The sequence below is a fragment of the Mucilaginibacter yixingensis genome, assembly GCF_041080815.1.
Taxonomy (GTDB): domain Bacteria; phylum Bacteroidota; class Bacteroidia; order Sphingobacteriales; family Sphingobacteriaceae; genus Mucilaginibacter; species Mucilaginibacter yixingensis.
Genome location: NZ_CP160205.1, coordinates 4,945,015 through 4,959,932, shown reverse-complemented (window position 1 = coordinate 4,959,932; position 14,918 = coordinate 4,945,015). Strand labels below are relative to the sequence as shown.

At 45.7% G+C, this 14,918-nt stretch carries 12 protein-coding genes; 3 read left to right on the top strand and 9 right to left on the bottom strand.

The window, feature by feature from the left end; all coding sequences use genetic code 11:
• Positions 1-48: 48 nt before the first annotated feature.
• The 3 genes from carB to ABZR88_RS20465 form a co-directional block, all read right to left on the bottom strand.
• Positions 49-2,865, bottom strand: coding sequence for a carbamoyl-phosphate synthase large subunit (gene carB / locus ABZR88_RS20475; protein WP_107827817.1), 2,817 nt, complete (start codon positions 2,863-2,865; stop codon positions 49-51).
• Positions 2,866-3,049: 184 nt separating this feature from the next.
• Positions 3,050-4,108: a hypothetical protein gene (locus ABZR88_RS20470; protein WP_146166505.1), complete on the bottom strand. Its 1,059-nt coding sequence runs from the start codon at positions 4,106-4,108 to the stop codon at positions 3,050-3,052.
• Positions 4,109-4,121: 13 nt separating this feature from the next.
• Complete coding sequence (locus tag ABZR88_RS20465; protein ID WP_170113559.1) at positions 4,122-5,156, bottom strand: hypothetical protein; 1,035 nt, start codon at positions 5,154-5,156, stop codon at positions 4,122-4,124.
• Between the two features lie 93 nt (positions 5,157-5,249).
• Between ABZR88_RS20465 and ABZR88_RS20460 the strand changes: the two genes are divergently transcribed.
• Complete coding sequence (locus ABZR88_RS20460) at positions 5,250-5,771, top strand: hypothetical protein (protein ID WP_107827814.1); 522 nt, start codon at positions 5,250-5,252, stop codon at positions 5,769-5,771.
• Between the two features lie 36 nt (positions 5,772-5,807).
• Here the strand turns inward: ABZR88_RS20460 and ABZR88_RS20455 are convergent, their stop codons facing one another.
• From ABZR88_RS20455 to ABZR88_RS20435, 5 genes are all read right to left on the bottom strand, one after another.
• Entirely contained in the window at positions 5,808-6,818 is a 1,011-nt protein-coding gene (locus ABZR88_RS20455) for an energy transducer TonB (RefSeq protein WP_107827813.1), read from the bottom strand.
• A 95-nt stretch (positions 6,819-6,913) separates the two neighbouring features.
• On the bottom strand, positions 6,914-7,909 hold the full coding sequence (locus ABZR88_RS20450) for an energy transducer TonB (protein ID WP_170113558.1): 996 nt from the start codon (positions 7,907-7,909) through the stop codon (positions 6,914-6,916).
• A gap of 123 nt (positions 7,910-8,032) precedes the next feature.
• Positions 8,033-9,583, bottom strand: coding sequence for an Rne/Rng family ribonuclease (locus ABZR88_RS20445; protein ID WP_107827811.1), 1,551 nt, complete (start codon positions 9,581-9,583; stop codon positions 8,033-8,035).
• A gap of 221 nt (positions 9,584-9,804) precedes the next feature.
• The gene (locus ABZR88_RS20440) at positions 9,805-10,680 is read right to left on the bottom strand and encodes a M48 family metallopeptidase (RefSeq protein ID WP_107827810.1); all 876 of its coding nucleotides are present in this window, start codon (positions 10,678-10,680) and stop codon (positions 9,805-9,807) included.
• Between the two features lie 16 nt (positions 10,681-10,696).
• Entirely contained in the window at positions 10,697-10,984 is a 288-nt protein-coding gene (locus tag ABZR88_RS20435; RefSeq protein WP_107827809.1) for an HU family DNA-binding protein, read from the bottom strand.
• 157 nt (positions 10,985-11,141) lie between these two features.
• Here ABZR88_RS20435 and mutY point away from each other — a divergent pair, with 157 nt between their 5' ends.
• Positions 11,142-12,191, top strand: coding sequence for an A/G-specific adenine glycosylase (gene mutY, locus ABZR88_RS20430; RefSeq protein ID WP_342748739.1), 1,050 nt, complete (start codon positions 11,142-11,144; stop codon positions 12,189-12,191).
• Between the two features lie 23 nt (positions 12,192-12,214).
• Positions 12,215-12,640, top strand: coding sequence for a single-stranded DNA-binding protein (locus ABZR88_RS20425; RefSeq protein ID WP_107827808.1), 426 nt, complete (start codon positions 12,215-12,217; stop codon positions 12,638-12,640).
• 85 nt (positions 12,641-12,725) lie between these two features.
• On the opposite strand, the gene ABZR88_RS20420 is transcribed toward ABZR88_RS20425, so the two are convergent.
• Positions 12,726-14,900: a S9 family peptidase gene (locus ABZR88_RS20420; RefSeq protein ID WP_107827807.1), complete on the bottom strand. Its 2,175-nt coding sequence runs from the start codon at positions 14,898-14,900 to the stop codon at positions 12,726-12,728.
• Between the last annotated feature and the right edge of the window lie 18 nt (positions 14,901-14,918).

The window sequence follows — 14,918 nt, the reverse complement described above, 5'->3', positions numbered from 1 at the left end:
AAGGCGAAAGATTAATAACCTTTCGCCTTTGTGCTTTCAGCTTTCGCCTTATTTAGACAAATACATTGATTTCTCTTTGTACAAGTGTCTGAAGTATGGATCTTCCAGGTTAGGGATGAAACGGATGGCCTCGCCGGTTGATTTCATCTCAGGGCCCAGCTCTTTGTTCACCTCAGGGAATTTATCGAAACTGAACACCGGTTCTTTGATGGCGTAACCTTTCAGTTTGCGCTCTATGGTGAAATCTTTCAGTTTGTTTACACCCAGCATTACTTTGGCAGCAATGTTAATGTAAGGCACATCGTATGCTTTGGCAATGAAAGGCACCGTACGTGATGCACGCGGGTTGGCCTCAATCACATAAACTTTCTCGTCTTTGATGGCAAACTGGATGTTCAGCAAACCGCGGACGTTCAGCGCACGGGCAATCTTTTCTGTATGGGCTTCCATCTGTTTGATCACGTTGTCGCTCAGGTTAAACGGAGGCAGTACAGCGCTCGAGTCGCCAGAGTGGATACCGGCAGGCTCAATGTGTTCCATCAAACCAATAATGTGTACATCCTCGCCATCGTGGATCGAGTCAGACTCTGCCTCTTCGGCGCGATCAAGGAAGTGGTCAATCAGTACGCGGTTGCCCGGCAGGTTTTTCAGCAGGTTAACTACTGCTTTCTCCAGGTCCTCATCGTTAATCACAATGCTCATGCCCTGACCACCCAGTACGTAGCTTGGACGTACCAGTACCGGATAACCCACTTCGTGTGCTACTTCAATCGCCTCTTCAGCGCTTTCAGCTACACCATATTTTGGATACGGAATGTCCAGATCCTTCAGCAGGTCAGAGAAACGGCCGCGGTCTTCGGCAATGTCCATGTTGTTGAACGATGTACCGATGATTTTGATGCCGTGCTCATGCAGTTTTTCTGCCATTTTCAAGGCAGTTTGACCACCCAGCTGTACAATCACACCTTCTGGTTTTTCCAGTTCGATGATCTCGCGTACATGCTCCCAGAATACCGGCTCAAAGTACAGTTTATCGGCCATGTTAAAGTCGGTCGATACTGTCTCAGGGTTACAGTTTACCATGATGGCTTCGTAACCTGATTCTTTAGCGGCCAGCAAGCCGTGCACACAGCTATAGTCAAACTCAATACCCTGACCGATACGGTTAGGGCCAGAGCCTAGTACGATGATCTTTTTGCGGTTTGACGCTACAGATTCGTTCTCACCTTCGTAAGTTGAATAGTAGTATGGCGTTTTAGCAGGGAACTCGGCCGCGCAGGTATCTACCATTTTGTAAACTCTGCGAATGCCCAGCTCTTTGCGGCGCTGGTATACCTGCTCCTCGGTAGTGTTGCCCAGTATCCATGAGATCTGTGCATCAGAGAAGCCTTTTTGTTTCAGGGTATAGAAGAAATCTTCCGGAATGTTATTCAGTGAGTAGCGACGTAGCTCGGTTTCCAGCGTTACCAGTTCCTGGATCTGGTTCAGGAACCAACGATCAATCTTGGTAGCTTTACGGATGGACTCGATTGGCACACCCAGGCTCATGGCATCATAGATGTGAAACAGACGATCCCAGCTTGGTTTTTCCAGGCTGCGCATAATCTCTTCTACATCGCGGCTCTGGCGACCGTCGGCACCTAAGCCGGCGCGGCCGATCTCCAGTGATTGACAGGCTTTTTGCAGCGCCTCTATAAAGCTGCGGCCAATGCCCATTACCTCACCTACAGATTTCATCTGTAAGCCCAGCTCGCGGTTAGCGCCTTTAAATTTATCAAAGTTCCAGCGCGGGATTTTTACGATGACGTAATCCAGCGTTGGCTCAAAGTAGGCAGAAGTAGTTTTGGTGATCTGGTTCTCAATCTCGTCCAGGTTGTAACCGATAGCCAGTTTGGCAGCAATTTTAGCAATTGGGTAACCGGTTGCTTTTGATGCCAGTGCTGATGAACGTGATACACGTGGGTTGATCTCGATAGCGATGATGCTTTCATCTGCAGGGTTAACCGAGAACTGTACGTTACAACCGCCGGCAAAGTTACCGATGGCGCGCATCATTTTGATGGCCTGGTTACGCATCTCCTGGTAGCAACGGTCGCTCAGAGTCATGGCTGGTGCCACGGTGATCGAGTCGCCGGTGTGGATACCCATTGGGTCAAAGTTCTCGATAGAACAGATGATGATCACGTTGTCGTTACCATCACGCAGCAACTCCAACTCGTATTCTTTCCAGCCCAGTACGGCTTGCTCCACCAAAACCTCATGGGTTGGCGATGCCTGCAAACCGCGACTCAGGGCCTGATCAAATTCATCTTTCTTGTGTACGAAACCTGCGCCTTTACCACCCAGCGTATAGCTTGGACGGATAACCAGCGGGAAGCCAATCTCTTGCGCAGCCTCTTTACCTTCAAGGAACGAGTTGGCAATTTTTGATTTGGCAACGCCTACGCCAATGTCAACCATCAGTTGGCGGAAGGCCTCGCGATTTTCGGTTTTTTCAATGGCATCTAAGTCAACACCAATAATTTTAACACCGTATTTTTCCCAGATTCCGCGTTCTGCTACGGCGATACAAAGATTTAGCGCTGTTTGGCCACCCATGGTAGGCAGTACAGCGTCAATTTTTTGCTCTTGCAGAATTTTCTCGATGCTTTCTGGCTCAAGCGGCAGCAGGTACACATGATCGGCAATCACTTTGTCGGTCATGATGGTGGCCGGATTGCTGTTGATGATGGATACTTCGATACCCTCTTCTTTGAGCGAAAGAGCAGCTTGTGAACCCGAGTAATCAAACTCGCAGGCTTGCCCGATAATAATAGGGCCAGAGCCAAGGATCAGTACGGATTTGATGGAATTATTTTTTGGCATAGATACGTGAGTTTTTTAGTTGCTAGCTCATGGCTCATGGTGCTTTTTTTTCCATGCTCTATGAGCTATTATTTGTGAACTAAATTCTATGCGCTGAAAGGCGAAAACCCGACCCCAGCGTCGGGGTGCAAAGATAGGCTTTTTATGCTATGGTTTTAGGTTTATTTTCAAATATAACAAAAGGCTAATTTTGAGGTCTAAAACCCACCGGACTAAAGAAAATCGGTTTGCCATCTAAAACATACCTGTAGTAGCCATATTTAAAACCATGCTTAACCCTGTAATTTACCGGCCGGCCTCGTACAAGCAATACCGTAAGCCCTCTATACGGTTTTTTAAGTGGCAATATTATTGGAATACCGCCTGATTTAAATCCGGTTAGCTGGCTGGTTTTTCCAAGTGAATCTATTGTGTAATCAATCTCTATTCCCTGGTTGCCAAAGCGTTTAAGGCTAATGGTATCGGTTGGGGTGACAAGATACTCTTTTATGGCGGTTTCTACCTTTTGACGTTTATTGCCAACGTCTGGCATGGTGACAATTTTAGAATATTTGTAGACTTTCCCTTGCTTATCGATACTGCTTCCGTCGGTTAGTTTGCCGTTTTTGTAATGTTCTTTAAAGAGCAGATCATTGGTGGTGCTTCCAATCCATTCACCGTTTTTAAAGCCGTCTCGGTACGGGCCCGACATCTCGTAACTGTCTAAAACGGAGTCACCATAAAGCCTATATAAGCCGGCTTCATGACGCTGGCCGTTACCGTTAACAATGTTTGCTGTTCCGGTTGAATCTGCCTCATGCATAATACCTATATATGGCAATTTGCCGGTATGATTATAAACGAGGGCTTGTAACAGTGTACCATTAGCGTGATAGCGCCAGGTTTTTAATATCAAACCATAAAAATCGTATTCGTGCTGCTCAATAAGATGGGCTTGTTTATCAAATAGTTTAACCAGTCCCACATAGCGGGGATGCTCAATGTTGTCTTTGGCCCGTGCCAGTACATAGCTACCATCATTATGGTATTCTGTAAAATTGAAGATGGCCACAGAATCCTTTTCTGTATATACCCGGTAAAATATAGCGGAAGCTTTGTCTCTAGTGAGAAAACCCTCATCGTTAAAATAGGCGGTGTCTTTTTTTTGTGCCGAAGCTGTGAGGGAAAGTATGCTGAACATAGCAGTTATAAAGTGACATGCAGCCAGCATTCTTGATCTGTTTCTTTTCAATTTGTTCATCATGTTTATACAAATCTTATTGATGTCCTTTGTAATGGCCGCTTAGGTCAGGGTCTACCTGAAATGGAGGATAATTACGCCGGGGCTGCGGATACCCCAGCCAGTTACTCGCAGGCATAAAGAAAGCTGTTTTTATACCACGAACAGTGCCGGGCTCTATACGGGGAAGTTTCCGGGTAAGTTTAAGTTCGACAGTTGATCCATTGCTCAGATAGCCATACGCGCCGGTGATGTCTCCATTGGCAGCAATTTTGTAGGCAATAGAAATGTGCTTGTCGGTATCATAGCGGTGCCAAAGGTTCAGGGTATCAGCCGGGTTTTGCAAATGGGCGATTATGAAAGTATCTATTTTGCCACGCTTGCTTTTAAAATCGGGAATGACAAGCACATTGGTGTAGTTGTGTTTTTTGCCGCTGGGCGTGATGGTGGTGCCATTTTTAAATTTATCGTGTTCATACTGTTCTTCTACGGTATAACCACGGGTGTCTTTTCCTGTCCATGTACCTTCTTTTACGCCATCAATATATTTCCCGGTAAGGGTATAACTTTGGGCAGCGCTGTCAACTAAGGCATTTTGAGTATTTACAATGGAAAACAGGAGGCCGGTACCTTGTCCGTTTTCTACCAGTGCTTTACCATCTGGCAGGGCTTGATACATCACCAGCGGAGGGCTAAAGTTGCCTTTGTATGTTAGCTTGAGTGATAAATTTCCGTTAGGATAATAGACCAGAATTTGTTTGCGTAAGCCGTGTACAAACGTCCGTTCTTCGTGTGGTTTGCCCGTGGTGTAGTACCAGGTTTGCAAGCCATCGTATATGGGTTGGTTAATAGTGTTTGAAGCGTGAGACGTTAGCCAGGTGCCGTCTTTCTGGTATTGTGTAAAATCAAAACTGCCGTCGGCCGCCCGTTTGGTAATTACCCGGTAATAGGCTGCCGCCTCTTTGTTACTGATAACGTCTTCATTGGCATTAAAGTAAACGGTATCTGTTGGCCGTTGTGCCGATGCCACAAAAGGTACGATGACGCAGGCAAAAAAAATGAAAATGCGCATAGGTTTAGACATGGAATGGTCATACTAAAATATGGTTTTGTACGCTTATTCAAAAAGTGATTAATTTGCGCACTATATTTTAACGCTACCTCCATGTTCAAAAAACTGCCTTTGTTGTTTGCTGCTGCTTTGTTAACGGCTTGCGGAACTTTTCAATCTGTTGTAAAATCTGCTTTTCCATATACTGCTAACCTGGTGGTGCCCATCAGTGCCGAGCCGGGCAAACCGGGCGAGGTAACCGCCATGTCGCAAAGTTTCGACCAGAAGTTTAGCAAGGATGGTAATAATGCCTATAAAATTGAGCAGGTACACGTATCGTCAGCAAAAATTGAAGCTGATAATCCGTCTGACTTTAACATTGGTAACATTGCTTCTATCAAAATCTATCTTTCTAAGGAAGATGGCAGCAGCGAAGTGCTGGTTGCGCAGCGTACAGACATTGGCCCCAACGTTGGTAAAAGCCTGGTGCTGGATGCAGATCAATCTGCCAGGCTTGACAAACTGGTGCGCTTGCCCCGCCTGAAAGTGCGCATGCAATACACCGTACGCCATAAACTCGATATGGATGCCACACTACACCTGGCGTTGAATATGAGCGCGAAGGCGGCCGAGTAGTGCTAGGCTAGTTAAGGCGTCGGGGTGTTTAGCAGATTAATTACCCGGCAGCGTAAAAGTTAATGGGACAGTAAATTGTTGACGAACCGGTCTGCCTCTTTGCGTACCCGGGGTCCAGGCTGGGCATTGAGCAAGTGCCTGCAATGCGGCGGCACTCAAGTCTGGATGTGGGGAGCGTAATACTTTGGCTTCGGTTAGGTGCCCATCAAAATTTATAACAAACGTTACAAATACTTCGCCCGATATTTTGCTTCGACGTGCGCTTTGGGGGTAGACCACATTCTGGCTCAGACATTGGTAAAAAGCGGTTATCCCGCCATTAAACTCAGCAGATTTTTCAAGCTCAGTGTACTCGTAAGTCTTTCCATTATTGAACGATTTGCCTTTTACAAATTTTCCGCCCTGGTATAGATCCTCGTAGGCAAACAACCGGTTCCCGCCTTCCCATTTGCCGTCTTTTTCTCCATTTTTTAGCTCTCCGGAAGCGTAACCTTCGTGGAATGCGCCGTAACGAAACGCGGCAGAAGACCATTCTGGGGCCGCTATTTGAGGCTGATAGTCAATAAAGCTACCATTGCCGTTTGCTGTTAGCATCTTCCCGGTAGAGTCTGCACAGGTTAATATTTGAACGTCGGTAATTCTGCCATATTTGCCGGAAGAGGGAGACTCATAAGTTGTTTTTTCTGTTAGGTATTGTTGCCCGTTTGGATAGTAAATGGTAATGACCTGGCGCTGATCATTATTGAAAACCGCATCGGCCAGTTTGCTGCCCGATGGATAATAAGCCGTAAAGTGACCCTGTAGATAGAGTTGGTTGATCTTTGTAGTCTGTCCGCTGCAAATCTGCTTTCCAGATGTTGTAGCATCATTGAAAGCATATAGGCCTGTCGCTGCGTCTTGGGAGGTAACTGTACGGACAATCAGGGCGCTATCTTTACTGGTGGTGATCTGCCCTTTTTTATTCAGATAGTAAACGGTTGATTGCCCCTGCGCTTTTGCAAAACAGGCGGCGGTTAAAAGGAAGAAGCAAGTAAAGAAGTGTTTCATATAAATTGCGATAAAGCCGTGCTAATTTAAAAAAAGCGGCCCGCAGTGCAGGGCGCTTTTCATTATCTTTTTGGGTAAATGGCGGCCGGGTAGATCTATCTGCTTAAAGTAAAAGAAACGGGCAGCGTAAATACTTGTTTGGCTGGTATGCCTCTTACTAATGATGGTTTCCACTTTGGGGATAGTTTGAGTACCCGGATGGTTTCGTCGGCCATATCGTATGATGGCGCCCGCAGACATATCAGATTGTGGAGCGTGCCGTCTTCGCTGATAATAAATGTGATAAATACCTTTCCCTGTACATTGTTTTTACGGTCGGCTATCGGGTATCGTACGGTTTGGCCGATAAATGCATAAAGATCGGTCAGCCCGGTTGGATAGTCTGCGTTAGTCCTGAATTTATCATAAGGATGTTGTAAGCCTTCGGCATCAGTTGAAACACCGCTTATTAATTTGCCATTGTTATATTGTTCGGTATAAGTATAGTTAGATAGTTGGCCCTGCCATTTACCAACTCTTTTGCCATTCTCAACGTCTCCTTCCTGTTCAATTAGTTTAAAATCATCGCTATATCCAACAAAATGGCCTTTGCCGTCTATCACCATTTGTTTCCCGGTAGTGTCATAACTGGCTATAATATTCTGCCTTTCGCTTTCAGGAATGTAATCCATGCTTTTGTACAATTTGCCCAACGTCTTAATATCGTTATATAGCAAAATTTGATAAGGCTTACCATTGGGATAATAAAAAGAACCATTTCCGGTTGGATAGCCCTTTTTATAGCTGATGACGCTTTTACGTTTTCCATTAACATAGAAGGATACGCAGGAGCCCTCAAGCGATAACGGATAACCACTGGATGACCGTCCAATCATGATACGCTGCCCGCTTTTTATATCATACTCGGATAAGTCATAAAGGTGAGCTACAGAATCGTAACCGTTAAATACCCGTACTATTTGGGCGCTATCTTTAGAATCTACCCTTTCGCCATCTTTATCCAGGTAATAGGCATTTTGCCCAGGAAGTAATTTACTTGTGTTGATGGAGGTGTTTTGTGCTAGTGCGGTGGCTACACTTGAAGCAAGCATTAGTGCCGTGAAAATGGTCTTACAAAAGCGCATATAAATTGTGATAAAGCAGCGCTAATTTAAACAAAAAAGCGCCCCGCAATGCAGGGCGCTTTTCATTATCTCTTTTCGGACAAATCCGCTTTATAGTTTGATCTCTTCGTCTTTGTTCGAGAAAAAATGGAACTCGGTAATCTGGTAGCTTGAATTGCTTTTCACCTTTATCCATTGGCCGTATTTGAAATACCATTTCCTTTGACGGCTCATGATGCCTTTTTTAATGTAGGCCTCAATGTAAGGGTGAACACACAGTGTAATGTGTTTCTCGTTCTGTTCTACCAGTATGTAATTGAAATTGTTTTCAATATCGTCTAGCAATAATATTGTTGGGCGTACGGTGCCGGTGCCGTGGCAGGTTGGGCACACCTCGCTGGTAACAATATTCATTTCAGGACGCACGCGCTGGCGGGTAATTTGTACCAGTCCAAACTTGCTGGGCGGCAAAATGGTATGCTTAGCCCTGTCGTGCGACATCTCCTGACGAAGAAAATCAAACAATTCCTTTCTGTTGGTTGGCTTGTGCATGTCAATGAAATCAATCACCACAATACCGCCCATATCGCGCAGCCGCAGCTGTCGCGCAATTTCTTTAGCAGCCTCTTTGTTCACCTGGAAGGCATTTTCTTCCTGGTTTTCTTTATTGGCTGTTCTGTTGCCGCTGTTCACGTCTATGACGTGCAGGGCTTCTGTATGCTCTATTACAAGATAAGCGCCGCCGGCTAGGTTTACTGTTTTGCCAAACGCGCCCTTGATTTGCTTTTCGATACCGTAGTGCTCGAAGATTGGATCTTTGTGCTTATGCAGCCTCACGATATTCTCCATCTCCGGCGATATTTCGTGCACGTATGATTTGATCTCCTCGTAAATCGAGGTCTCGTTTACATAGATGTGCTGAAAATCCGGATTTAGAATATCGCGCAGGATAGTTGAGGTACGGTCTATCTCGCCCAAAACCTTTTTTGAAGGTTCTGTACCAGGCAGGCGGGTAATAAAGCTTTCCCATTTAGAGACCAGATCAAGCAAGTCCTTTTGCATCTCGGCTACGCCCTTGTTCTCAGACACGGTGCGGATGATTACGCCGAAATTTTTAGGTTTAATGCTCTCAATGATCTTGCGTAAACGGGTACGCTCGGTGTTGCTCTTAATCTTTTTCGATATGGATATCGTTTCAGAAAAAGGCACCAGCACCACATACCGGCCGGCAATAGACAAGTCTGAACTAAGGCGTGGCCCTTTGGTAGAGATAGGCTCTTTGGCAATCTGTACCGGTATGAGCTGGCCTTTGGTTAATACCTCAGAAATTTTCCCCGCTTTGTTGATGTCGGCCTCCAGCTTAAAGTTATCCAGCAGTTTGGCTGTATAGCCGCCGCTTTTAACTTGCTTAGTGAGTTTAAGCAGGCTTTGCACCTGCGGACCGAGATCTAAATAATGCAAAAAAGCATCCTTCTCGTAACCTACGTCCACAAACGCGGCATTTAACCCGGGCATGATCTTTTTGATCCTGCCGAGATAAATATCACCAACGGTGTAATTGTTGTTGATGTGCTCTTTGTGGAGTTCTACAAGCTGTTTATCCTGTAATAAGGCAATAGTCGACCCATTAGGGGTCGAATCGATAATTAATTCTTTTATCAACTGCTATTCCGTTTTCTAAAAGCCGGCGGGATAATAAGCCGGCTTTCGTTGTGAGGTAAACAATAAAATATAACCCGTTAAAACAGGAAAATAAGCTATGGGGATAGCTTATTTCTTTTTGTGCCTGTTTTTTCTTAAACGTTTTTTGCGTTTGTGGGTGGCCATTTTATGTCTTTTACGTTTTTTACCGCTTGGCATAATTTTAATTTTTTAAGGGTTAATTAATGTTTTAATTCGCTTATATATCTGTCGATCTGTTTTGTAAATTCCGGATCGTCCGACATCATTTCTTTACAAGCGGTGTAAGCTGCAATGGCTTTCTCTTTCTCGCCCAGCTGTTTATAGCTTTCGGCCAGGTAAAAGTAAGGCTCAATACTGCGCTTGTCGCCGCTTTTCATTTCAATCAGCTTGGTGAAACGGATAACCGCTTTATCAAACTGGCCCGATTTCATGGAGAATAAGCCAAGGTTAAAGTTGGCGTTCCAGTTGTTCGGCTCTTTACCAACCACTTCCAGCAACAGGCTGATGCCCTGCATTGGCGATGGTGCACCACCGTTAACATAAGCTACGCCCAGGCCTGTTTTTGCTTCCAGGTTGTTGGGCTGCATGGCGGTGGCTTTGGTAAATGCTTCAACAGAGCCGGCAAGCATGGTGGCTTGCAGGGTACTGTCTTGCGTAACGCGAAAGGCAGAGTTAAAACGGTTACCGGCTTGCAGCCAGTCGTCAAACTTGTTTTCGCTTTTGGCAGCTGCCTGGTAATAGAAGGCTGCCGGTGCAGGCTGGCTTACGTTATCCCAGGCTTTAGCCAACTGCAATTGCAGGCTGGTTTTCTCGGTGCCCTGGGCCGCTTTTAGCTGGCCTTCCAGTTCGTTAATGTGTACCGATAAGTTTGGACCGATAGCTGTTTTTGCGGTGGCCGATAAAGCCTCCACGTTTACCGCTGTAGCAGCTGGTGCCGGTTTTGAGCCTGCTACCATGCCGTTGTTATGGCCCGATTTCTCTTCGGATTGTAACCTAACTGGTTTTAAACTATACAGATAGCCTGTAACGGCAACAGCTGAAGCAATTACAACTATCTGTATGGTTTGTTTTTTCATCCTTTTAAGGGGTTAATTATTTTTTGTTACCGCTTTTTACTTTTTCAACAAAAGTTTTGGCTGGTTTAAAGCTTGGCACAAAGTGCTCTGGGATAATGATGGCAGTATTTTTAGAGATATTGCGAGCAGTTTTTTTAGCTCTTTTTTTAACAACAAAGCTACCGAAACCTCTCACATAAACGTTTTCACCGCTTTGCATTGAAGTTTTCACAACTTTGAAAAACGCCTCAACAGTCTCCTGAACGTCTACCTTCTCAATGCCTGTTTTAGATGAGATTTCAGCTATTATTTCTGCCTTAGTCATATCTGTTTTCCTTTTATTTATTATGTAAATACTTAACTGTTTTGGGGTTGCAAAAGTATCGCTTTATTCGCGAATATTGAAATAAAAGAAATTTTTTTTGACACGGGCATTAAAATGGACAAAAACCGCCCCTCATTTTAATGCGTATTTTTGACGAATGATGTTGTTTTCTGACGAGCTGATTGCCTGGTACCGGCAAAACAAACGCGACCTGCCATGGCGCAACACCAACGACCCTTACGTCATCTGGCTTTCTGAAATTATACTGCAGCAAACCCGTGTGGAGCAGGGCCTGCCATACTTTAACCGGTTCCTGGAGGCTTATCCGACGGTGACCGATTTTGCCGCCGCGCCGGAAGACGATATCCTGCGCCTGTGGCAGGGCTTGGGCTATTACTCGCGTGGGCGCAACATGCTGGTAACGGCCAAGTTGGTTCAACAACATTTTGGCGGAAAGTTCCCCACGGGTTATGAGCAACTGATTAAGCTGAAAGGAATAGGTGAGTATACAGCCGCCGCTATTGCCTCTTTTTCTGCTGATGAACCCCGCGCGGTGGTTGACGGTAATGTATACCGGGTACTTGCCCGTTACTTTGGCATCAGCGAACCGATTAATAGTACGCAGGGCAAAAAGATCTTTCAGCAAATGGCGGATGAGCTGCTGAACCGAGAGCATCCCGGCTTGCACAACCAGGCGATGATGGAGTTTGGGGCCACGCTGTGTAAGCCCAAAAATCCGGCATGTGGTATTTGTCCGGTGCGATTGGGGTGTCATGCCTTTAAGCACAATGCCATCAATGCGCTGCCCGTAAAACTGAATAAATTAAAGATCCGCGAACGCCATTTTAATTACCTGCTGATAACTGACGGGGAAGACCGTATACTGATGCAAAAGCGGGGCGCTAACGATATTTGGGCCAACCTTTATGAGCTGCCCCTGGTAGAGACTCCAGAGCAGGCGGCTCCAGAAGAAATACTTATTGCGGCAAAAAATGGCGGGCTGGTAAATGGGGATTCTACTATTAAGAAAATTCATCCTGTTAAAAAACATGTATTGACCCATCAGCGTTTATGGGTTCAGTTTATTGAAATTGAAGCTGAAAGCGTTGATTTACTGTCGGATTATTTTTTCACAGAAAGAAAAAATTTAAAAAAATTAGCATTGCCTCAAATCATTTTTATATTTTTAACTAATTTTTTAAATTAAAAACTAATTCCCTGTTTTAAACTATGTCTGGTATCAATAAAGTGATCCTGGTAGGGCATCTGGGTAAAGATCCCGAAATTCGTCACCTGGAGGGAGGGGTTGCCGTGGCTACTTTTCCGCTTGCAACGTCTGAAACCTTCAATAAAGACGGACGCAAGGTAGAGCAAACCGAATGGCATAACATCGTGATGTGGAGAGGATTGGCAGATGTGGCAGCGAAGTACTTGCAAAAAGGCAAACTGGTATACATTGAAGGAAAAATACGTACCCGCTCTTTTGAAGATAAAGAAGGAACAAAGAAGTACACCACAGAAATAGTGGCTGAAAATTTCACCATGCTGGGGCGTAAAAGCGATTTTGATGGTGATAATCAGCAACGTACACCATCTAAAACAGATAATGTGGCCCAGGATTTTGGTCCTTTGGCAGATGACGATCTACCCTTTTAAAAAATATAATTACGCCTTTACTAACCAAAAAGCAAAAGCCCGCCATCTTTCGGCGGGCTTTTTTTATGTGAATGATATCAACCTTTTACCTGCCTCCCGGTGGGCAATGTTCTTTCAAATACTGTGTAAACAGCGTGCGCAAATGTTGCGTGGTGCCTTGTCCCTCAGATATGCCGTGGGTGCGGTTTGGGTATGACATCAGCTGAAACTGGCGGTTGTATTTAACCAGTTCATTGATCAGCATTTCGGCATTTTTGTAATGTACATTGTCATCGCCCGTGCCATGAATATAAAGCAGATTGCCGCGCAGATTTTTGGCATAAGTGACTGGCGAGCCTTTGATGAACGGCGCACGGCCAGCATCGTCTGTAGGTACGCCCATGTAGCGTTCCTGGTAAATGTTATCGTATGATAATTGCCAGCCCACGGCAGCAACGGCAATTCCTGTTTTATAAATATCAGGGTATTGAAACAGCAAATTCAGTGTTGATGAACCGCCGCCGCTCCAGCCCCATACCGCCGTGCGGGTAGAGTCAATAAACGGCCATTTCAGCACTTCCCGGGCTGCCATTGCCTGATCGCGGATGTTGAGTATGCCAATGTTTTTGGAGATAGCTTTGCGCCACTCACGGCCCTTAGGAGCAGGCGAGCCGCGGTTATCCATAGAGATGTATACATAACCATCGGCAGCCATATCGCCGTTGTAAAGCCTGTTCTGGCCGGCGCCATATTCGTCGTCGGCAGTGGTAACGGCAGGTTCGCCGTAAACATAAAATACAACAGGGTATTTCTTATGCGGATCAAAGTTGTCGGGCTTCATCATCCATCCGTCCATCTCAACGCCATCAATGGTTTTTACCTTGAAAAATTCAGGGCGATTCTTTTTTTCGGTGTTGTTGATGTCTACCGTAATCTCGTCGCCGCTCAGATGCTTATGATCGGGCAGACTTATAACTTCATCTATATCGGGTGTATAAGCGTTAGAGAAACTATGGCGGGCGTATTTGCCGGTAGGAGAGATGGCGTACTCATGCGTGCCTGGCTCACTTGCCGGACTAATGCGTTTGGCCGTGCCGCCATTTAGTTTAATACTATACAGGTAACGCTGGGTAGCGTTATCCGGCGATGCAATGAAATAAATCTGGCCGCCAGCTTCGTCAACCAGTTCTACGCTAACTACATCGTAATTGCCTTTGGTAATCAGTTGCTCATTACCATCGCGGTCAACGGTGTAAATATGTTTCCACCCATCCTTGTCGCTCAGCCAGATAAACTTTTTACCGCCGGCCAGCCATTGCCAGTACTCATTATCCATGGCATCAACCCAGGCTTTATCCTGCTCGGTATAAATAGCGTGTGCGGTGCCATTAGACGTGTTGCAGATAAATAATTTACTCTCATTCTGGGCGCGGTTAAGCTGTTGTAAAATCAACTCGTTATTATTTTCAGCCCACTGCATTCGGGGGATATAATGCTGCACGGCATCGCCCGGCACTTGCATCCAGCGGGTTTGCGCGGTACTCACATCAACCACACCTACTTTGCATGAGCTCGGGTCTTCACCAGCTACAGGATATTCTACCGGCACGGTGAATGAGTAGGTCGAGTCGGTAGTATTCAGCATCAGGTAATTCTTGATCTTACTGGCATCAATTTGCCAATAGGCAATATGCCGCCCGTCTGGCGACCAGCGGAAACCGTCGCGGCAGTCAAACTCCTCCTCATAGGCCCAGTCGAACGTGCCATTGATCAGTCGCTTGGTTCCATCAGTGGTTAACGGTTTAATGCTGCCGGTGGTCAGATCTTCAACATAAAGATTGTGCTCGCTCACATAGGCAACCTTGCTGCCATCGGGCGAGAACTTGGCAAACATGAGCGATGACTCGGGCTTGCCTGCGCCCAATTGTTTCAATGTTTTGGTAGCGAGGTTATATACCCAATAATCGCCCCGGGTGTCATAACGCCAAACACGGCGGGTATTAGCATTAATCAATACCTCTTTACCATCCGCAGAAAAACTGAAGCGGCGAGGTTTAATGGCATCTTTACCCGCAGGGGTAAGCATGGCTTTTGATACGATGATTTTTGATTGCTGCGGATTGCGGATATCCAACTCCGCTATCTGGCCGCCTTGCGATTGGTAGTAATGGTAGCCGTCTTTCTCCCATTGCGGCGAATGGCTGGGTTGTGCTTGCACGCCAAGGCTGAGTGAGACCACGGCAATACAAATACAAACTTTGTAAAATCTGTTTGTTTGCATCAATGTTTATTTAGTTAA